A 22,976-nucleotide genomic window follows, 5' to 3' on the forward strand; every position below is an offset into this window, starting at 1 on the left:
CATATATCATTCTTGTTGATGATTTTCCTTAGGTTATAAACTGGACAAAATATATCAAACTGTCTGATTTAGATTTATAATCTATAATGGTGTTATTAAATAGAATTAAATTTCGGATATGTCATGCTTTTAAAGCATTAATTCTGGATTTTCTGGCAATACTTGACTGGCATCAAGTAATATTTTTTCACCATTAATATTATGATGACGCAACAAAATATGTGAATAACAAAAAAAATCATATATTATAATTGGTTAAATGGAATGATTTGTAGTATGTAATGAAATTTGACTTAGGTTAAATTATGTAGGATTATGTTTACAGTTTGATATAAATTGTTTTGTTTTTTAATATAATTTTATTTATTTTACTTATGTAAAGGTATTTTTATGTTTTGGTAGATTATTTCGTCTGATTTATCCTATTACCATTAAAAATATTATTTACCATTACCTTTTCCACTAAATAGACTTTTAATTCGCCTAAAAACGAGGTTTACTCGCACTTTTGATTTTTTTGAAAACGGCAAGAGTATTCCTTACGGATTATTGAGCGATATTTTTATTTTTTCAATAAAAACAATTATATAAATATATTTATTGGTAGATGGTCGTTCTATCAAGTTGTATTCTGTTTTTCTTTGATGGTTTATCTATGGAAAATAACCGTATTGAAGTATTTTTTCGGGATATCGCATTAAAATTAAAAAAAACGGCTGTTGTACAAGGTTCCCAGAAATACCATTGTGGTTGAAAACATCGCAGCCGATATCTATGGCAGCACACCCGAAAAAGGAAGGATGAGATCACCACGACAGCCACAGCTCAAAGTGACTTTATTCGGTTAAATAATGTTCGCGCCCTCACCCTGGGGAAATGTGGATACAGATCAATCGGCAAAATAAAAAAAGAAGAAATATACTCGATAAACTTCAAGCTGCAATCCGCCAGACGACGCGAGGCCTTATATTTCCCTGCTGCGCGGGAAAATATAACACGCACCTTGAAGTTGGATTGGTATACGTTGGATTTAACAAAAGGTAAAGTATTTTAATAAGGAAGGAAATTACTTTTTCAACAACCTCGCCCACTCTTCCCACCGTCACTACTCTGATTGCAATTTATCCTGCTGAAAATTCCCCTGAACTTTTTGTCTTTCATTAAAAATATCGCGTTTACACTCAATAACTGCAAATTTAGCGATTATTCCACTAAGCAATTATATTAAAATAGTATTTATTTGAAATTATTTTATTTTGGTATTAAATATAATTGTCCTTTACATTTACATCAGTTGTGTAATTTTATTATTATAAAATAATAGGTAGTTAATTTAGTTTATTTTTTACATGAGGAATATACATGTGCTTATTATAACGTAATGATAAATAATGGTTTGTTTTGTATACCTTGTTCCTTGATTGTTAGTGGCTATTTATAAACATAAACACTTCCTTTTATCTGAAATAATTTCAGATAAATACTAAATGGAAAAAATACAGCAAGGACTTAGCGCTCATGCCAGTAGATATATTCAACAGATCCATTTTTATTGAGTTGTGGAATTCAGCGTAATAAAAAATTGATGTAGATCAAAAACGCTTATCTAAAAAACAAGGAAAAAATGGAATGCCTTATTAGGGTTCATCAAATAAACCATTTATTCCGTTGTCTGGGAAATTATTGCCACATCATTTTTAGCTGTGCAGTTATTAACCGGGCCATGACATCCAGCGCCTGAGAAAAATAGTGTCTAAGTATCTTCCGATGCTTGGCGTGCCCGTTGTTATTTCTCCTAAAAGTAAAAGAAAAACATTTGTAACGGTTGCTGGAAATAACAGTTTTCAAATATCCGATAGATTCGTTGAGGTAGTAAGCAAATGAAAGACAGTATTACCAGCAGGAAAAATACCCTTAAAGCGGGATTGCTGGAAACTTGGAACGCCACGGAAACCCCCTATCCTGACCATGTATGTATTCATCAGTTGTTTGAAAAACAGGCAGAGAAAACCCCGGCTGCCGCCGCGTTAATCGCTGGGGATCAGACTCTGAGTTATGCGGAACTGAACGCACGGGCCAACGGGTTGTCTTGTCAACTGATTGAACAGGGAATTGGGCTGGGTGACCATGTTGCGATCCTGTTAGAACGCTCAATTGAACTGGTGGTGGCTCAGTTAGCGATCCTTAAGGCCGGTGCAGTTTATGTCCCGGTTGATCCCAACGTACCGGATGAACGGAAAAACTGGCTGATAAACGATTGTGCTGCCAAATTACTGCTGACGGATATGCAAACGGAGATCCCGGTTGAACTGGTTGTTCCGCCGTTCCGTTTTTCCGGCGAGACAGAACCGTTCCGGGCAGAAGACCATCGCAATCCTGATTTATTGGGTGCGAGTACAGAGCCGGCGTATATCATGTACACCTCCGGTTCGACGGGGATACCCAAAGGCGTCATCGTGCCTCATCGGGCTGTCGTCCGGTTGGTTATCAATAATGGTTATGCTGACATCGAACCCAATGACCGGATTGCCTTCGCCGCGAATCCGGCTTTCGATGCCAGCACCTTTGAAGTCTGGGCACCGTTGCTCAATGGTGCTGCGCTGGTGGTTATTGATCATACCACATTGCTGACACCGCCGGATTTTATCCAGACGTTACAGGCGCATCGCATTACGGTGCTGTGGATGAGTGTCGGGCTGTTTAACCGGCTGGCGGAGGAGCTATCCTCGGTGTGGTCTCAACTTAACATGCTGCTGGTTGGGGGAGATGTCCTCGATCCGCATGTCATTGCTCAAGTGCTGCGTAAAAGCCCACCCAAAAAGTTATTGAACGCCTACGGTCCGAGTGAAGGAACCACGTTTACCACGACTTACCACATTCACGGATTAACATCGGGTACGACTTCTATTCCTATTGGTCGGCCTATTGCCAACACCCGGGTTTATTTGCTGGATACTGACGGTCAGCCGGTGCCATTGGGGATGACCGGTGAGATTTATATCGGGGGTGATGGCGTGGCCTGCGGTTATCTCAATCGCCCTGAACTGACCGCTGAACGCTTTCTCACCGATCCATTTAGCGATAAACCGCATGCGCGTATGTACCGCACTGGAGATTTAGCCCGCTACCTGCCGGACGGCAATCTGGAATTTCTGGGTCGTAACGACCAGCAGGTGAAAATCCGTGGTTTTCGGATTGAACCGGGGGAAATTGAAGCTCGACTGGTGGAATATCCGGCAATACGTGAAGCGGTGGTGCTGGCGTCAGGAGAGGGACAGGACAAACAACTGGTTGCCTATGTGCTGACCCAAGAGAATGACGGTTTGGCCGCTCGCCTGCGTGAACACCTGAGTGTGCGGTTGCCGGATTATATGATACCGGTGGCTTTTGTGCGTCTGGACGAATTCCCATTGACGCCGAATGGTAAATTGGATCGCCGGGCGTTGCCGGCACCGGAGGAGGACGCCTTCGCCCGTCAGGTTTATGAAGCACCACTAGGGGAGATGGAGATTGTTCTGGCGACCCTTTGGCGCGAATTACTGGGTATTGAGCGAATTAGCCGACATGACAGTTTCTTTGCGCTGGGCGGTCACTCTTTGCTTGGCGTACGGATGATTGAGCGCCTGCACAGTCTGGGATTGACACTGGCTGCCCGTAACCTGTTCCAGTACCCGGTGCTGTCAGAACTGGCCCGGACACTGGAACAACATCAGGCCGTCGTGGTGCCGCCGAATGTCATTACCCCAGCAACTACCGCGCTGACACCGGCAATGCTGCCGCTGATTGATCTGACCCAGTCTGAGATTGATCACCTTGTTGAACAGGTGCCGGGCGGGATCGCTAATATTCAGGATATCTATGCGCTGTCGCCGTTGCAGGACGGTATCTTGTTCCATCATCTGCTGGCGAAGGAAAGTGACCCCTATCTGCTGGCCTATCCGATGATTTTTGCTGACCGGGCGCTGCTGGATCGCTATCTGGCGGCAGTGCAACGGGTGGTTGATCGTCATGATATCCTGCGAACCGCATTTATCTGGCAGGGATTATCCGCACCGGCGCAGGTGGTTTGTCGTCAGGCACCTTTATCGGTCACTGAACTGACTCTGGACCCGGCTGATGGGCCAGTGGGTGAGCAATTGGCTCACCGTTTTGACCCACGTCAGGCTCGTTTTGATCTGAGTCAGGCTCCATTGTTGCGTTTTGTAGTCGCACAAGAAACAGTCGCACAAGAAATGGATGGCCGCTGGCATGTGCTGCAATTGCAGCATCACCTGATTGGCGACCATACGACAATGGAAGTGATGCACCGCGAAGTGCAGGCCTTCCTTGCCGGACAAAATGACAACCTGCCTGTACCGGTGCCTTTCCGCAATCTGGTGGCGCAGGCTCGATTGAATGCCAATCAGGCAGAGCATACCCGCTTCTTTACTGACATGTTGGCTGACGTGGATGAGCCGACGCTGCCGTTTGGTCTCACCGAAGTGCATCGTGATGGTTCGCAAGTCACACAAGCGCACCGGATGTTATCGCCGGAACTCAACGACCGCCTTCGTCAACAGGCAAAACGTCTGGGCGTCAGTGTGGCCACATTGTGTCATCTGGCCTGGGCGCAGGTGCTGTCGCAGACCAGCGGGCAGGAAAAAGTGGTGTTCGGCACGGTGCTGTTCGGGCGCATGGCGGCGGGAGAAGGCGCTGACAGCGGCATGGGACTGTTTATCAATACCTTGCCGTTGCGACTGGATATGGATGAGACACCGGTGCACGACAGTGTACGGCTGGCACAGTCCCGGTTGGCTGGCTTGCTGGATTATGAGCATACTTCACTGGCGCAGGCCCAACGTTGCAGTAGCGTAGCGGGCGGCACGCCACTATTTAGTGCCTTGTTGAACTACCGGCATAATGAGCCGCCGCTGATCCCACATCAGGTTGTACCGGGTATCGAATTCCTGGGTGAACAGGAGCGGACCAACTATCCGTTGGTGCTGTCGGTAGAGGACGGAGGGTCTACTCTGGGGCTGACTGCGCAGGTAGTACAGCCGTTTGAGCCGGATCGGGTCTGTGGTTATATGCAACAGGCGCTGACCAGTCTGGCAGACGCGCTGGAGCGGGCACCGGAAACGCCGGTACGGGCACTGAACATTTTGCCTGAAACGGAGCGTGCGTTATTGCTGGAAACCTGGAACGCAACGGAAACACCGTATCCTGAGCAGTTATGCATTCATCAGTTGTTTGAACAACAGGCAGAGAAAACGCCGGTTGCTACCGCGCTGATAGCGGGAGATCAAACCCTCAGTTATATGGAACTGAATATCCGTGCTAACCGACTGGCGCGTCAGTTAATTGAGCAAGGAGTTTATCCGGGGGAACATGTTGCGCTCTTATTAGAGCGATCTATTGAGCTGGTCGTAGCTCAGTTAGCTATTCTCAAGGCGGGAGCTGTTTATGTTCCGATTGATCCTGGCGTACCGGACGAGCGGAAGAACTGGTTAATAAAAGATTGTTCAGCCAAATTGCTGCTCACCGATATGCGGGCTGATATTCCGGCTGATCTTCTGGCTATTCCATTATTTCGTCTCTCTGGTGAGATGGGCACCATCAGGGACGAAGATCGCCTCAATCCTGACTTACCCGCTTCCCGTACCGGAGCCGCGTATATCATGTATACCTCTGGTTCTACCGGTACACCAAAAGGCGTGGTAGTGCCTCATCGCGCGGTAGTTCGGTTGGTTATTAATAATGGTTATGCTGAAACCGGACAGGATGACCGCGTTGCCTTTACCGCTAACCCGGCTTTCGACGCGAGTACCTTTGAAGTCTGGACGCCTTTGCTTAACGGCGGCGCACTGGTGGTCATCGACCACGCTACCTTGCTGACACCACAGGCATTTGTACAGGCTTTACAGGTTCATCGGATTACGGTTTTGTGGCTGACGGTTGGATTGTTTAACCGACTGGCAGCGGCGTTGTCTCCGGTTCTCCCACAGATCAATATCTTGATTGTCGGAGGGGATGTGCTTAATCCGCATGTGATCGCTCAGGTTCTGCGTAATCGCCCGCCTCAGCAGTTATTGAACGGCTATGGCCCGAGCGAGGGAACGACGTTTACCACGACATACCGTATCACTGAACTGCCGGTAGGGACGACAAAACTTCCCATTGGTCGGCCAATCGCTAACACACGCCTCTATTTATTGAACGCTTATGGTCAACCCGTGCCACTGGGGGCGATCGGTGAGATTTATATTGGTGGGGACGGCGTTGCCTGTGGTTATCTTAATCGCCCTGAACTCACTGCTGAACGCTTCCTGGTTGATCCTTTTAGTGATCAACCGGCTGCGCGCATGTACCGAACCGGAGATTTGGCCCGCTATCTGCCGGATGGCAATCTGGAATTTTTTGGCCGTAATGATCAGCAGGTTAAAATCCGTGGTTTTCGGATTGAACCGGGGGAAATTGAAGCGCGGTTGAAGGAGTACCCTGCGGTGCGTGAGGCGGCGGTGCTGGTGTTAGGTGACGGGCAGGACAAACGGCTGGCCGCCTATATAGTAGCGCAGGCAGATGACGGATTAATCAACAACCTGCGTGCCCACTTAAGCGCAATCTTACCTGATTATATGGTGCCGGCGGCTTTTGTCCGTCTGGATGAATTCCCGCTGACGCCGAACGGTAAACTGGATCGTCGGACATTGCCGGTGCCGGGCGAGGAAAACTTTGCCCGTCAGATCTATGAAGTGCCGCAAGGGGAAACTGAAATAGCCTTGGCGGCTATCTGGCGCGAGTTGTTGGATGTTGAGCAAATCAGTCGGCATGACAATTTCTTTGCTCTGGGTGGCCATTCGTTGTTGGCGATGCGGGTGATGAACCGTGTTGCGGCTTTCGGTGCCGAACTGCCGCTGACTGCATTGTTTAAAGCACCTGCTTTGCTGGCCTTTGCTAAGGTGGTTGATGAGCATCTTAATGAACAGCGTGGGGCATTGCCAGCCATCACACCGACACCCCGTGATGAAGCGCTGCCCCTGTCATTCGCGCAACAGCGTTTGTGGTTTCTGGCGCAGTTTGAGGGGATAAGTGATACCTACCATATTCCGTTAGCACTGCGTTTACGGGGCCAGCTTGATATTCATGCCTGGCAGCAGGCGCTGAATCACCTGTTTGCCCGCCATGAAGCATTACGTTCTGTTTTTATCACAGTCAATGAGCAGCCACAGGTTGAACTCCTGCCGGCGGACTTGGGTTTGCCGATGAAAAAACACGATTTACGTAAAGCTCCTGAGATGGATGAACAGCTTAAGCGTTTGTGTGAGCAGGAAGCGAAAATACCGTTTGATCTTGCCTGTGATCCCTTAATTCGTTCTGTTCTGATCCAACTGGCTGACGATGAGTATGTCTTCCTGTTGACCCAGCACCATATTGTGTCCGATGGCTGGTCTTTAGGGATATTGAAATCAGAACTGAGTGCACTTTATTCAGCCTGTTTAAACCAACAGCCTGATCCGTTGCCGCCGTTAGTGATCCAATACCCTGATTATGCTGCATGGCAGCGTCAGTGGCTTTCTGCGCAGAGGATTCAGGTTCAATCCGATTATTGGCGAAGAGTATTGGCTGACGCGCCAGTCTTGCTGGATTTGCCAACTGATCGACCACGCCCACCGGAACAGGTGTTTGCCGGAAACCTGTGGCCTGTCAATCTGGACGCTGAGTTAACGGCATCCCTTAAGCGTCTGAGTGAACAACAGGGGGTCACGTTATTTATGACCTTGCTATCAGCCTGGTCAATAGTGCTGTCCCGTCTGTCAGGTCAGGATGATGTGGTTATCGGTACACCAAGTGCCGGTCGCAGTCGTCAGGAAGTGGAATCCTTAATTGGTTTCTTTGTTAATACGTTGGCTTTGCGTATCGACTTATCGGGTGAGCCTGATGTGACGGAGTTGCTGGCGCGTGTGCGGCAAACCGCGCTGGCGGCACAGGAGCATCAAGATTTACCGTTCGAACAAGTGGTGGAAATTGTACAACCCCCGCGCAGGCTGGCACATACCCCGTTGTTTCAGGTGATGTTTGCCTGGCAGAGCAATGAGATTGTGGCGTGGAGATTGCCGGAACTGACAATTTCACCGATCGATCAAGCCTTTGATGTCGTTAAGTTTGATCTGGAACTTAATTTGTTTGAAGAGGAAGACCGGATTGTCGGTTATCTCGGTTATTCAACTGCTTTGTTTGATCAAGCAACTATCGAACGACACGTTGAATATTTGCACACAATACTGCAAGCGATGGTCGCGGATATTCAGCAGCCAGTTGGAGAAATGAATATTCTGGCACCAGTAGAGCGCCAGTTGTTGCTGGAAACCTGGAATGCAACCGTAGCCCCCTATCCTGAACAGCTGTGTATTCATCAGTTGATTGAACAACAGGTAGAAAGAACCCCAGATGCGATAGCGGTACGGTATGAAAACCAGACGCTCAGTTATGCTGAATTGAATACCCGCGCCAACCGATTAGCACATCAACTGATGGCATTCGGTGTCATCCCCGATCAACCCGTTGCCATTTGTGTGACACGATCACTGGAAAGGATCGTGGGATTACTGGCGGTGTTGAAAGCAGGCGGGGCATATGTGCCACTAGATCCGGCTTATCCGGGTGAACGTCTGGCTTATCTGCTGACGGATGCTGCGCCAACTGTTTTGCTGGCAGATCATGTTGGGCGGGCAGCACTGGGTGAAGCAGCACTGAAGACGTTAACTGTACTCGATCCAAATACTCAGCCGGATCAGCCAGACAATAATCCACAGATCCCTAATCTCACCTCACGGCATCTGGCGTATGTGATCTACACATCCGGTTCTACGGGCAGACCGAAAGGGGTGATGATTGAACATCAGAGTCTGGTTAACCTGACGCTGGAACACATTGCTCAGTTTGATATTGGTGTCACCAGCCGGATGTTGCAGTTTGCCTCATTTGGCTTCGATGCCAGCGTCTGGGAAATCATGATGGCATTGAGCAGTGGGGCTATGCTGGTTATTCCGACGGAAACAATCCGGCAAGACCCGCACCGTCTCTGGCATTATCTGGAAGAGCAATCGGTGACGCACGCGTGTCTGACACCCGCCCTGCTACGGGATGGTGCTGATTTACCGGCGCTGACGATAAAACCGACCGTGATATTGGGCGGTGAAGCACCCAGTCCGGCGCTAATCCAGACATTAAACCGTCAGGCCACGCTGTTCAATGCCTATGGCCCGACGGAAATCACCGTTTGCGCCACCACCTGGCATTGCCCGCCAGACTACACAGGGGGATCAATTCCCATCGGCAGACCGGCAGTTAACAAACGAATCTATCTGTTGGACAAACACGGTCAGCCGGTGCCGCAGGGCGCAGTCGGTGAGTTATATATTGGCGGTGTGGGTATGGCCCGTGGCTATCTCAATCGCCCTGAACTCACCGCTGAACGTTTCCTGACGGATCCGTTTAGTCATCAGCCGGATGCGCGGATGTATCGCACCGGAGATTTGGCCCGTTACCTGTCGGATGGCAATTTGGTCTTTGTTGGCCGTAATGACCAACAGGTTAAAATCCGTGGCTTCCGAATTGAACCGGGAGAGATTGAAACGCGGTTGATTGAACATCCGGCGGTGAGTGAGGCATTGGTCGTGGCGTTGGGTGATGGACAGAATAAACGCCTGGTGGCTTATGTGGTGGCGCAAGAGGATGATGGATTGGCCGCCCGTCTGCGTGAACACCTGAGTGCGCAGTTGCCGGATTATATGGTGCCGACGGCTTTTGTACGTCTGGAGGCGTTTCCGCTGACGCCAAACGGCAAGCTGGATCGTCAGGCGCTGCCGGCACCGGGAGAAAACGCCTTTGCCCGTCAGGTCTATGAAGCCCCGCAAGGGGAGATAGAAGTGGCGTTAGCGACCATTTGGCGTGAATTGCTGAACATTGAGAAGATCAGTCGGCACGACAGCTTCTTTGCCCTCGGAGGCCACTCGCTGTTGGCGGTGCGGATGATTGAGCGTTTGCGGTGTATGGGGTTGGGCATCTCGGTACAAGCGCTATTCCAGCACCCGACATTGAACGTGCTGGCTCAGTCTTTGTCTCAGCATTGTGAGATCAAGGTGCCTGAGAACCGTATTACACCGGATACGTCCGTGTTAACACCGGAGATGTTGCCGCTGATTGACCTCACTCAGGGTGAAATTGACTGTATTGTTGATCAAATACCGGGTGGGCTGGCTAACATTCAGGATATCTATGCTCTGTCACCGCTACAGGATGGCATTTTATTCCACCATCTGCTGGCAAATGAAGGCGATCCTTATCTTCTGTTAACCCAACAGGCTTTTGCCGATCGGTCTTTGCTGGATCGTTATCTGAGCGCCGTTCAACAGGTGGTTGATCGCCATGATATCCTGCGAACCGCTTTTATCTGGGAGGGATTATCCGCTCCGGCTCAGGTGGTTTGTCGTCAGGTTTCCTTATTCATCACAGAACTGACACTCAATCCGGCTGACGGTTCGATCAGTGACCAACTGGCCCAACGCTTTGATCCGTGCCAGCATCGTATTGACCTGAGTCAGGCACCGTTGCTGCGCTTTGTGATTGCTCAGGATATTGATGGCCGCTGGATCCTGCTGCAACTGTTACATCACCTGATTGGTGACCATACCACGCTGGAAGTGATGAACGGCGAAGTGCAGGCGTATCTGACCGGGCGGGGAGGCAGCTTGCCTGCGCCAGTACCTTTTCGTACTTTGGTCGCTCAGGCTCAATTGGGGATCAGTCAGGAAGAACATACCCGTTTCTTTACTGATATGCTGGCGGCAGTGGAGGAACCGACGCTGCCATTCGGATTAACAGAAGTACACCATGACGGCTCGCAGGTGGCGGAATCGCACAGAATGCTGACGCCTGCACTGAATAACCGCCTGCGTAATCAGGCCCGGCGTTTGGGCGTCAGTGTGGCGGCGCTGTGCCATTTGGCCTGGGCACAGGTGTTGTCACGTACCAGTGATCAGAAGCAAGTGGTATTTGGCACAGTGCTGTTTGGGCGTATGCAGGCTGGCGAAGGCGCCGACAATGGCATGGGGCTGTTTATTAATACCCTGCCGTTACGGTTGGATATCGATGAAACGCCGGTGCGAGAGAGCGTACAGGCTGCCCATAGCCGATTGGCAGGATTATTAGCGCATGAACATGCATCACTGGCGCTGGCTCAACGTTGCAGTGGGGTAGCCCGCGGGACACCGCTGTTCAATGCACTGTTGAATTACCGACATAATACCCAGCCGGTCACGTCGGATGACCTCATCAGTGGAATTGAATTCCTTGGGGCACAGGAACGGACTAACTACCCGTTTGTGTTGTCGGTAGAGGATGGGGGTTCCGATTTGGGATTGACGGCTCAGGTTGTACAACCCTTTGATCCGGAAAGGATATGCGGTTACATGCAGCAGGCGCTGGAGAGCCTGGCAGAGGCACTTGAACAGGCACCGGAAACGCCGGTACAGGTGTTGGAAATCCTGCCGGAAACTGAGCGCACATTGTTGCTGAAAACCTGGAATGCGACCGAAACAGCCTATCCTGACCAACTGTGCATTCATCAACTGTTTGAACAACAGGTGGAGAATGCCCCGGACGCCACGGCGTTGGTCTATGAAAACCAATCTATTAGCTATGCGGAATTAAATATTCGTGCTAACCGGCTGGCGCATCAGCTTATCGCGCTGGGTGTTGAGCCGGAGCAGCGGGTAGCGATTTGCGTGGCCAGTTCACCGGCGCGGATAGTGGGACTGCTGGCAATATTGAAAGCGGGTGGTGCCTACGTGCCGCTGGATCCTGCTTATCCGGGTGAACGTCTGATCCATATTTTGACCGATGCTGCACCGACTATTTTATTGGCGGATAATACCGGACGTTCCGCATTCAATGAGCAAATGCTTTCGCAGCATGTTGTTCTTGATCCGAATTCATTGCCTGATCAACCAGATAATAACCCACACGTCGCGGCGTTGACCTCCCGTCATCTGGCTTATGTGATTTACACCTCCGGTTCGACGGGTACGCCGAAAGGCGTGATGGTTGAACATGGCGGGCTGGTCAACCTTATCCAGGATAAAATCGCCCAGTTCGCTGTTCATGCCCATAGCCGGATGTTGCAATTCGCTTCATTTGGTTTTGATGCCAGTGTCTGGGAAATCATGATGGCATTAGGCAGTGGCGCCAGTCTGGTTATTCCTGACAATGCCATTCGTCAGGAGTCAGGATATCTTTGGCATTATCTGGAAGAACAATCGGTAACGCACGCTTGTCTGACACCTGCGCTACTGCGGGATGGTGCGGATTTACCGGCGATAACCATCAAACCAACATTAATACTGGGCGGTGAGGCGCCCGGTGTAGCCTTGCTTCAGGCACTGAATGGTCGGGCAACGGTATTCAATGCTTATGGCCCGACAGAAATCACCGTTTGCGCCAGCGTCTGGCGTTGTCCATCAGATTATCAGGGAGGATTCATTCCGATTGGACGCCCGACGGCTAACACCCGAATTTATCTGCTGGATGCCCTCAGTCAGCCGGTGCCTTTAGGGGCGGTGGGGGAGCTGTATATTGGAGGAGCCGGTGTTGCCCGTGGTTATCTCAATCGTCCTGAGCTAACTAGCGAACGTTTCCTGGCTGATCCGTTTAGTGATGACACTGATGCCCGCATGTATCGCACCGGCGATTTGGTTCGCTATCTGCCGGACGGCAATCTGGTATTTGTGGGGCGTAATGACCAGCAAATTAAAATCCGTGGTTTTCGAATTGAACCGGGGGAAGTTGAAGTTCGGCTGACAGAACATTTCGCGGTACGTGAAGCGCAGGTATTAGCGCTGGGTGATGGGCAGGATAAACGTTTGGTCGCTTATGTGGTAGCAGAATCGCATGACGGATTGGCAGCGAGCCTGCGTGAGCATTTGAGTGCTCTGTTACCGGATTATATGGTGCCGGCGGCTTTTGTCTGTTTGACCGCCTTCCCGCTAACCGCTAACGGCAAGTTGGATCGTCGGGCATTGCCAGCTCCGGGAGAAGAAGACGTTGCCCGTCAGGTTTATGAAGCTCCACAAGGGGAAATAGAAACGGCGTTAGCGGCTATCTGGCGTGAGGTGTTAGGGGTTGAACAGATTAGTCGACATGATAATTTCTTCGCGTTGGGAGGCCATTCGTTATTGGCTGCGCGGGTGATGAACCGGGTAGCCACTTTCGGTGCTGAACTACCGCTTGTTACTTTGTTTATGGCACCCACTCTGGCTGCGTTTGCGGAGAGGATCTACGCACAATGTCATGAGGATAGTGACAGGTTGCCTGAGATTACTCCGGTATCCCGCGAGAGTGCTCTGCCATTGTCGTTTAGCCAGCATCATCTGTGGTTCCTCTCGCAGTTTGAAAGGGTGAGTGATACCTACCATATTCCTGTAATACAGCGTGTGCGTGGTCAGTTTGACATCGGTGCCTGGCAGCGGGCGCTGAATGCTCTGTTTGCCCGCCACGAAGCCTTGCGTTCTGTCTTTGTGACGGTTGATGGTCAGCCCCAGGTTGGGCTATTGCCGACGGAATCCGGTTTGACCATGAAGAAATATGATCTGCGAGGCGCACCTGACGTGGACGGAGAACTTAAGCGTTTGTGTATGGAGGAGTTTGGGCAATCGTTTGATCTTGCACAGGGACCATTAATCCGCTCCAGTTTGATACAACTGGCAGACGATGAGTCTGTATTTCTGCTGATCTTGCATCATATTATTTTTGATGGCTGGTCTTTAGGAATACTGAAATCAGAGCTAAGTGCCCTCTATACGGCTTTGGTGACAGGCCAACCTGATCCACTACCACCGCTGTTGATTCAGTATCCTGATTATGCGGCATGGCAGCGTCAGTGGCTTTCGGTTGAACGCTTACAGTCCCAGTCTGACTATTGGCGTACCTTGTTGGCTGGTACACCGGTACTGCTTGATTTACCCACCGATCGGCCACGTCCTCCTCAGCAGTCGTTTATCGGGAGTTCATTGCCCATCAATCTGGATGAGGCGTTAACGAACTCCCTCAAGCGCCTGAGTGAGCAGCAGGGAACAACGTTATTCATCACCATTCTGTCAGCCTGGGCGATGGTTCTGTCGCGCCTGTCAGGTCAGAGTGATCTGGTTATCGGCACACCTTGTGCCGGCCGTGGGCGTCAGGAAATTGAATCCCTGGTGGGTTTCTTTGTCAATGTATTGGCCTTACGTATCGACTTATCGGGCACCCCGGATGTGACGGAATTACTTGCGCGTGTGCGGCAAACGACATTGGCGGCACAAGATAACCAGGATCTGCCGTTTGAACAGGTGCTGGAAATTGTGAAACCGCCGCGCAGACTGGCGCATACGCCGCTGTTTCAGGTGATGTTTGCCTGGCAGAACAATGAGAAAATAGAGTGGAAATTGCCAGCGCTGGAAACCTTACCGGTTGATCAGGGTTTTGATGTGGTCAAGTTTGATCTTGAACTTAGCCTGTTTGAGGAAGAAGGCAGAATTGCAGGTAGTCTGAATTATGCAACGGCCTTGTTTGATCACCAGACAATCGAGCGGTATGCGGGTTATCTGCACACCGTATTGCAAGTGATGGTGGCTGACCCACAACGACCGGTCAGGGAAATTGATATTTTGTCATCGGCGGAACGTCGGCTGTTGCTGGAAACGCGGAATGCGACTGAAATAGCCTATTCCGAACAACTGTGTATCCATCAGTGGGTTGAACAACAGGTGGAGAAAACCCCTGATGCTACAGCGGTGATACATCAGGCGCAGATCTTAAGCTATGCGGAACTGAATGTTCAGGCCAATCGACTCGCTCACCAGCTTATCTCTCTGGGGGTAGTACCGGATCAGCGGGTGGCGATTTGTGTGACACGTTCGCCAGCGATGGTGGTGGCGTTATTGGCAGTACTGAAAGCGGGTGGTGCCTACGTACCACTGGATCCCGCCTATCCGGGTGATCGTCTGGCTTATATGCTGAATGATGCCGCTGCGTTAGATCCTGTCCCGTTAATCGTACTGGCGGATAATACCGGACGTGCCGCTCTGGGCGAAGAAGCACTGGCGAAATTCACCGTACTTGACCCGAATACTCTGCCTGACCAGCCGGACAACAATCAACCGGACAACAATCCGCAGATTCCTGCGTTAACGTCACGGCATCTGGCCTATGTGATTTATACTTCCGGCTCGACCGGTACACCGAAAGGGGTGATGGTTGAACATCGTGGGTTAGTCAACCTTATCCGGGGTAAAATCAGCCAGTTTGACATTCATGCCCACAGCCGGATGCTGCAATTCTCCTCATTTGGTTTCGATGCCAGTGTCTGGGAAATCATGATGGCATTGTGTGGTGGTGCCACTCTGGACATTCCTGCCGATGCGATTCGTCAGGATCCGCGCCGCCTTTGGCATTATCTGGAAGAACAGGCGGTGACTCATGCCTGCCTGACACCCGCTCTGCTGGGGGATGGCGCAGATTTACCGGAGATAAACATAAGACCAACATTGATACTGGGCGGAGAAGCGCCCAGTGCGGCGCTGCTCCAGGCATTGCATGGACGGGCCACGCTGTTCAATGCGTACGGCCCGACAGAAATCACGGTATGTGCCACCACCTGGCGTTGTCCGGCAGATTATACCGATACGTTAATTCCTATCGGACTACCGACAGCCAACACTTGTATTTATCTGCTGGATGCCTGCGGCCAGCCGGTTCCACTGGGAGCGGTCGGGGAGTTGTATATTGGTGGTGACGGTGTAGCCCGTGGCTATCTCAATCGCCCTGATCTGACGGCTGAACGTTTCCTGCCTGACCCGTTTAGTCAGACACCGGATGCACGGATGTACCGCACCGGAGATTTGGCCCGCTACTTGCCGGATGGCAACCTGATATTTATTGGCCGTAACGACCAGCAAGTGAAAATCCGGGGATTCCGGATTGAACCGGGAGAGATCGAAGCCCGGCTGACGGAGTACCCGACGGTGCGTGAAGCTATCGTACTGGCTCTGGGTGATGGGCAGGATAAACGTCTGGTGGCTTATGTGGTGGCACCAGCGGAAGCTGGACTGGCTACCTGCTTGTATAGCCATCTGAGAGCACTGTTGCCTGACTACATGGTGCCGGCGGCTTTTGTCCGTCTGAACGCATTTCCGCTGAACCCTAACGGTAAGCTGGATCGTCGGGCGCTGCCGGAACCAGATCAGAATGCCTTTGTTCATCAGGTCTATGAAGCGCCGCAGGGGGAGATTGAGATGGCATTAGCGGCTATCTGGCGTGAATTGCTGGAAGTGGAGCAAATAGGCCGGTATGACAATTTCTTTGCGTTGGGTGGACACTCGCTGCTTGCTGTGCGGATGATAAACCTTGCCGTAGGCCGTGGTTTGATGTGTACATTGAATGACCTGTTCCAATTCCCTGTGCTGGCTGAACTGGTATCAAAAATCACATTAGATCCACTGTCCCAGCCGCAAAGCAGTGCGATACCTGTGCGGCCATCTGGAATGGAACCGCCGTTATTCTTTGTGTCCAGCGGCATGGATGATTACTCCTATGTCTTTGGATTGGCTAAACATATTCAGTCAGACTATCCGGTTTATGCCTTGCCCTGGCCATCCATCAATGAAGAGCCGATATCGACTATTGAGGCATTGGCCGCCAAAATGATCACCTTTATGAAGGCGGTTCAACCGGAAGGCCGATACCGGATCTACGGTTACTCTTCTGGTGGTGTACTGGCTTATGCCATTGCCCAGCAACTTTTGAACGCCGGTGAGACCGTCGATTTTCTGGGTTTGATTGATACGCCTGCCCCTCACTGCTTTAAGCAGCAGGTTATTCAACCAAAGCTTCATTTTCTTGCTGAACGGGCAAAACAGTCGGGCGGGGAACATGAAGAGGAGATTGCGGTATTGCATCAGAGAATTGATAAACTGAATTTGGTGCAATTTATTGCTGCGGCGCAGGAACTGGGACTATATCCGGCAAATCTGCGTCCTGACTTGATCGCAAAACGTTGGGAACAGATGGTAAATTATATGCAAATGGTTAAAGAATATGAACCACAAGCATTGGCGATAACGCTCCACCAGTTCTATGCGACAGAATCTTATCCGCAGATCCCTTTCGTTACAGAATCCGCATTACCCTCTTTGAGTATGGAACCGTCGTTAGGCTGGAAGCAGGTTATGCCTGATTCTTTGCTCCAGCTAACATCTGTACCGGGCGACCACTTTAGCCTGATGGAGGATAGTGAAAATAAAACCATTTTGGCTAAAACCTTAAGTCAGGCGTTAGCAATGAATTGTGAAGCGGAGGCGGTGTAATTTCACGATTAATTGTGGAATAAATATCAATTAACCTGATTATTACAGGCGAGACCAGCTTTGTTGGTCTCGCCTGTTTTTTTTTGATATTAATGTACTTGAATAATTTGATATTCAGCCATGACTGAGCCGAATTTCATTCTGAAATCATTGTTTCATGTAAATAACGCCATTGAGGGTGGGAATTATCGAATGAAATAATTGCCAGTGACCAACGATAATTCGTATTTCCATCTTTGGTCTGTTTTTCACGATAACGCACCGCAACATATTCTGCACTGAATGCGATCACAGTGCAGTTATCAACTTCAATTTTTAAATTTGGTCTGGAACCAATGCTATTAACAAACATTTCTTTTACTTGATTTAATAAGACATGCTGACCGGCCAAAGTGATCATAGTAAAATCAGGGGTAAAACTATTGAGTAGTTTATGCAATGAGTCAGAATTTTTTTCCTGTTTATTGGTGAAAACATTTTCAATCCATTGATGAATTTCAATAACACTTTGGCAGGCAATTAACTCTTTTTCTTTTCGCATAGGTTCTCCGAATGTTTTTTTAAATTATGCAGACTCATTAAAGGTAATAAACCGATTATCGCTGCAAGGATAAAAGTCAGGTGATACGCATTAGCAGAAATAGATCCTTGCTGTAATAAATTAAAAATCATAGTAAATAACGCCGTGCCAATACTAAATGACATTTGACGATTGATATTCCAAATCACACTGGCTCGAGATAATTTTTCATTGGCAAAATCCATTAGCGCAGTTGTCTGTGCAGTGTTAGCCCCAATGCCTCCACCAATTCCCATCAGCAAATACGCGCCAATCAAGCCTGGTACATCGTTTGCGTGATTAATGGTAGCTAAGAAAGCAATACCAATAGCATGAAGTACAATCCCACATAAAAATAGACGATGAGCACCCCAACGGTTATACATTCGTCCACATATTAATATGGCACCCAATGCACCAATCGCATATAAAATCATGAGAGAGCCGGTTTTTTCCGCTGACCATCCCAGTTGTTGTTGTAGATAAAAAATATTCAACAGATTAACGCCGGTAAATACGCCTGGAATTGAGTGATAAATCCACACGGAAATACGCATACGAGTATTTTTTATTACAGACAGATCCAGAATAGCATTTTGTACACGATGGTAATGTCGTATATAAAACAGAGTAAAAAAAGCGCCACTGGTCAGGAAGATAATTGGCAGCCATTTCTGGGTTGCATCAGCGTACATAGAAAGTCCTGATAGTAAAGATACCAATGCTAAACTAACCAATAACAATCCCTTCAGATCAGGTTTTTGAGCCGAAATTGTTTCATTACGCAGCCAAATCAGTGAAAGAATGGATGCTAGCAAGCTGAAAGGGATATTGCTAAGAAACACCCAACTCCAGCTATAGTGATCAACAATAGCACCGCCAACACCCGGGGAAATAGCCGGTGCAATGAGTGCAACAGCCATAACCAATGTCGAGATTTTTGCCCGTTCATGCTTTTTAAACAACCCAAAGGTTAACGCTTGCCCGACCGGAATCAACAAACCGCCTCCCAATCCTTGAATAAAGCGCCACAATACTAAATCATAGAAATGTTCCGCCAGACCAGAAAACAGAGCAGCTATAGAGAAAAGTAGCATTGAAGCTGCCATAATTTGCCGTGTGCCAAAACGTTCAGCCAACCAGCTACTAATAGGTATAATGAGTGTCAAACCCAGAATATAACTATTGGATACCCAAGCTACGCGAGATTCAGAAACAGACATTTGATCGGCAATATCAGGCAAAGCAATTGCCGACATAAAAATATTGATGCAATCAATAAAGAAACCAAGCAAAAATATTAATGCAATACGATAGCGATAACTCATTATTTTACCTCCATTCAGGAAGTTTAATGACCATTGACTTAGTTAGTCTATTCATTTAATTTAAACACTTAATTTAATTATATTTAACAATAAAAATGCAACCTCATCTTAATCGGATACAAACTTTCCTTACGGTGGTAGAATGCGGCTCTTTTACCCGCGCGGCTGAAACTTTATTTATCAGCAAAGCTGTCGCCAGCATTCATGTGAAAGCACTGGAAGAAGCGTTAAGCGTACCATTGTTAGTGCGTAATACTCGTGGTATTGCATTAACAGAAGCGGGGAGAGAATTTTATGAAGATTTTAAAAAAATATTTCATCACATTCAGGTTGCGTTCGATAATGTTGCGGAACGGCATCACTCCTTAGCCGGAAAATTACGAATTACTTCAACAGTGGAATTTGGTGAAAAATTTCTGCTTCCTTTAATCAGTCAATTTTGTGAAATCCATCCTCAACTGGAAATTGGCTATTTTGCTGACTCAGCCTTAAATGATTTAATTACCGAGAGAATTGATCTTGCGATCCGTTTGGGGACATTAGATGATTCAACATTGAAAAGCAGGCAGTTAGCGACTTTTAAAATTAAATTAGTTGCAGCTCCACATTGGTTAGAACGCAACCCTATTAGTGAACCGATGGAGCTGAATAAAGTGGACTGGATTGCCAACACGAATCTACAAAACCCAACCCAATGGGAATTAAAACATCCTATTCATCCCAGGTTTATCATCCGTGGAAAAATTAAATATGCCTCAAATAATTCCTCTGCCATTCGTTCACTGACTCTATCTGGTTTAGGCGTATCTGTATTACCCGAATGGCTTGTCAATGAAGATATAGCGTCTGGTACTCTGGTAGCGCTTTTCCCAGAATATCATCTACCCAAACAGGAAATAACAGTTGTATTTCCAAATAATGTACAACTTCAACGTAAGAACCGTCTTTTTATAGATTACCTATTAAAAAATTTGGTCATGTGAGTAAGAGAAACCAAAGTTTGTACCTGTTTTCAATCTTGTGCCTTGCTCAATTTGAAGTGATCAATTTTTATTGATCACTTCAATTAAAAATATAACCTAAACTTCTTTTTCATTGAGTAAATGGTTTAAGCCATTGATAACGACTTCTCTGGATTCATTCTTACGAATGGCTGTATAGATATCAATATTTAAGGATTGAGCAGCAACTTTATCTAATTCCCTGTAACAAAGCCCTTTTTGATTAGAGATACACATAGAACGGGGCATAATCGCCATTCCTTTCCCTCTTGCAATACTGGAAAGCATGACCAGAGAATCATCAGGCTCCTGACATCTTTTTAATAAGAAAGGTAATTGTTGAAAATAACTTTCACATTTGTCGTAAAAAGCGGGATTTGCGTTTCTTGAAAACCAAAAAAGAGACAGATCGGCAACATCGGTAAGCGACACTTTTTCTTTCAAACTGCCAGGATGAGAAGACGGTAATGCAAGCAGAAGAGGTTCACGATAGAGCCAGTAAAATTGAAAATCATGTTTATTATGTAGACTTTGTTCTCCTATAACAACAAGATCTATTTTCTCTTTTGAGAGAAAACGCAAGAGTTGGCTAGAAACCAGATGTGATGTGCCAATTTCCCCTCCTGTCATAAGCGCTTTAATTTTATTACTTAGCTCAGGGATATTATTAAAATTTAAAGTGCTGGTAAGCCCAATACGTAAATAACTTTCCTCATTTTTAATTTTATCCATAAACAGAGTGAGTTCATTGATAAGGTATGTTGCTTTTTTAACTAGCATCAGCCCATTGTCTGTCAGATGAACTTTATGCGTATTTCGGGTAAAAAGATCACAACCAAGAGTTTCTTCAAGACATTTGATATGACGAGTCAGGGGAGGTTGTGTCATATGTAATCTTTCGGCTGCTCTTCTGAAATTAAGCTCTTGAGCAACGGCTAAAAAACATTGTAACTGTTTTATGCTAGGTAGCTTACCACGTAGGCTGTCCACAAATTCTCCATTCCATTCATTGAGTGGCATCTTGAATAATAAGGCCTTTGATATCAAAAATGAATTACAAAATGAACAATTCTCATGAAAATTCATAGTGGTATTTTGATATTGAAGGGTTGAATTTATTTAAAGGGTGTAATTTATGACTTCAGAAATTAAAAGTCCTGAGATGTCGTTTAGGACATGGTTAGCTTTGTTTATTCTTGCAATATCAACGTTCACTATTGTGACGACTGAACTGGCTCCTGTTGGTCTGCTGACACCTATAGCAGATGGCCTTAATACGTCAGAATCCAGCATTGGGATGACGGTATCACTGTACGCATGGGGTGGGGCATTAAGTGCGCTTTTGGCCTCTGTTTTTCTGGGGAATTTCCCCAAAAAGATCCTGTTGTTAACGCTGACAATGATCTTGGCTGTATCAAATACCTTGTCTGCAACCATCGATTCATTTGAAGTACTGCTGGTTGCTCGTGTCATTGGCTCTGTGGCTCATGGTGCTTTCTGGGCGATGATCGGAGCAACAACGGTGGCAATGGTGCCGATAAAGTATCTGGGTATCGCAACATCCATTGTCTTTGGTGGCGTTTCAGCCGCCAGCGTATTGGGTGTCCCTTTGTCTAACTACATAGGCTTGCATTTTGGTTGGCGTCAAGCATTTTGGTTGATGGCATTGCTGAGTGTGGTTGTATTTTTTGGCATCATGCTGCTTGTTCCTAAAGTGACAACTAAAAGTACGATTGGCATTAACGCCTTAAAAAGTGTGCTGAGTTCAGCCATGCAATGGAAAATTTATGTGGCCACATTACTTGCCATTACAGCACACTTTGCTGCGTTTACTTTCATCGAACCCTGGCTCAATGCGCAACCCATATTTTCGAAGGATTTCATCCCTACAATCTTATTCATTTATGGTATTGCAGGTTTAGGCGGTAATTTCCTGACGGGTATTATCATTGATAAGCACCTTAAAACGACGGTCACACTGTCTGCTTTGCTTATCGGGATTGTTCTTCTGATCTTGGGTATCAGAGCAGAATTATTATCCCGCACAGATATCCTGATAGCCATAGTTTTATGGGGCGTCGCAATTTCTGGAATTTTTGTGGGGTTACAAACTTGGGTGCTCCGTCTGGCCGGTGACGAAGTGTTTCCTGCATCTGCGGTTTATGTTTCGTTTTTTAACGGAGCAATCGGTATTGGTGCTTTAGTGGGAGCTTGGATGGTTTCAGTTTTGTCACTTCATGCACTCTTTGTTACCGCTGGTGCTGCAATCGCGCTGTCCATATTTATCATCACTACAATCCCTACTCATCATTCCATCAGTAAAAAACTAACGGAGAAAGCGGTATGAAAAAAGGTATTGAGCTGACAAATCATGGTCGGGACATTATGGATCAGCTAGAAAAGGGTTTGGCCGATAAAGTCATCAATCGTCTTAAAGAGTTGGATGAAAACTTACCTTATCTGGTGACTGATTATGCATTTGGTTCAGTGGTGGGTCGCCCAGGTCTTGACCTTAAGACACGTGAAATGCTCACAGTGGCCTCTTTAGTCAGTCTTGGTAATGCCCCGCAACAGTTGGAGTTACATATGCGAGGGGCGCTTAATGTTGGCGTAACACCTGAGGAATTACTGGAAGTTGTCATACAGACAGGGCGCGAGCATACTTTTTAACACCTATTGAATAAGGGTTAATAACGTGATCTAATTAGCC

7 protein-coding genes are annotated in these 22,976 nt (G+C 47.7%); 4 read left to right on the plus strand and 3 right to left on the minus strand.

The window, feature by feature from the left end; all coding sequences use genetic code 11:
- The first annotated feature begins 1,925 nt into the window (after positions 1-1,925).
- Positions 1,926-17,378 carry a non-ribosomal peptide synthetase gene (locus tag AAY47_RS07075; RefSeq protein ID WP_268801985.1) on the plus strand — a complete coding sequence of 5,151 codons (15,453 nt, stop codon included), beginning with the start codon at positions 1,926-1,928 and terminating at the stop codon, positions 17,376-17,378.
- Between the two features lie 136 nt (positions 17,379-17,514).
- On the opposite strand, the gene AAY47_RS07080 is transcribed toward AAY47_RS07075, so the two are convergent.
- Positions 17,515-17,919, minus strand: a complete 405-nt coding sequence (locus AAY47_RS07080; protein WP_047768282.1) for a hypothetical protein — start codon at positions 17,917-17,919, stop codon at positions 17,515-17,517.
- Positions 17,898-19,265 carry an MFS transporter gene (locus tag AAY47_RS07085; protein ID WP_047768284.1) on the minus strand — a complete coding sequence of 456 codons (1,368 nt, stop codon included), beginning with the start codon at positions 19,263-19,265 and terminating at the stop codon, positions 17,898-17,900. Before AAY47_RS07085 ends, AAY47_RS07080 begins: the two co-directional genes overlap by 22 nt.
- Before the next feature lie 95 nt (positions 19,266-19,360).
- On the opposite strand from AAY47_RS07085, the gene AAY47_RS07090 reads away from it, so the two are divergent.
- Positions 19,361-20,248, plus strand: a complete 888-nt coding sequence (locus AAY47_RS07090; RefSeq protein ID WP_047768287.1) for a LysR family transcriptional regulator — start codon at positions 19,361-19,363, stop codon at positions 20,246-20,248.
- 96 nt (positions 20,249-20,344) lie between these two features.
- On the opposite strand, the gene AAY47_RS07095 is transcribed toward AAY47_RS07090, so the two are convergent.
- Positions 20,345-21,256 carry a LysR family transcriptional regulator gene (locus AAY47_RS07095; protein WP_235428307.1) on the minus strand — a complete coding sequence of 304 codons (912 nt, stop codon included), beginning with the start codon at positions 21,254-21,256 and terminating at the stop codon, positions 20,345-20,347.
- A 145-nt stretch (positions 21,257-21,401) separates the two neighbouring features.
- On the opposite strand from AAY47_RS07095, the gene AAY47_RS07100 reads away from it, so the two are divergent.
- Positions 21,402-22,613, plus strand: a complete 1,212-nt coding sequence (locus AAY47_RS07100; RefSeq protein WP_053014220.1) for an MFS transporter — start codon at positions 21,402-21,404, stop codon at positions 22,611-22,613.
- Complete coding sequence (locus AAY47_RS07105; RefSeq protein WP_047768291.1) at positions 22,610-22,936, plus strand: carboxymuconolactone decarboxylase family protein; 327 nt, start codon at positions 22,610-22,612, stop codon at positions 22,934-22,936. Before AAY47_RS07100 ends, AAY47_RS07105 begins: the two co-directional genes overlap by 4 nt.
- Positions 22,937-22,976 lie beyond the last annotated feature (40 nt).

The sequence above is a fragment of the Xenorhabdus griffiniae genome (genome assembly GCF_001028135.1).
GTDB lineage: Bacteria > Pseudomonadota > Gammaproteobacteria > Enterobacterales > Enterobacteriaceae > Xenorhabdus > Xenorhabdus bakwenae.

Bases quoted from the DNA above. Each gene is read 5' to 3' on its own strand.
- AAY47_RS07080 (WP_047768282.1), bottom strand. From the start codon at position 17,919: ATGCGAAAAGAAAAAGAGTTAATTGCCTGCCAAAGTGTTATTGAAATT.
- AAY47_RS07085 (WP_047768284.1), bottom strand. From the start codon at position 19,265: ATGAGTTATCGCTATCGTATTGCATTAATATTTTTGCTTGGTTTCTTT.
- AAY47_RS07090 (WP_047768287.1), top strand. From the start codon at position 19,361: ATGCAACCTCATCTTAATCGGATACAAACTTTCCTTACGGTGGTAGAA.
- AAY47_RS07100 (WP_053014220.1), top strand. From the start codon at position 21,402: ATGACTTCAGAAATTAAAAGTCCTGAGATGTCGTTTAGGACATGGTTA.
- AAY47_RS07105 (WP_047768291.1), top strand. From the start codon at position 22,610: ATGAAAAAAGGTATTGAGCTGACAAATCATGGTCGGGACATTATGGAT.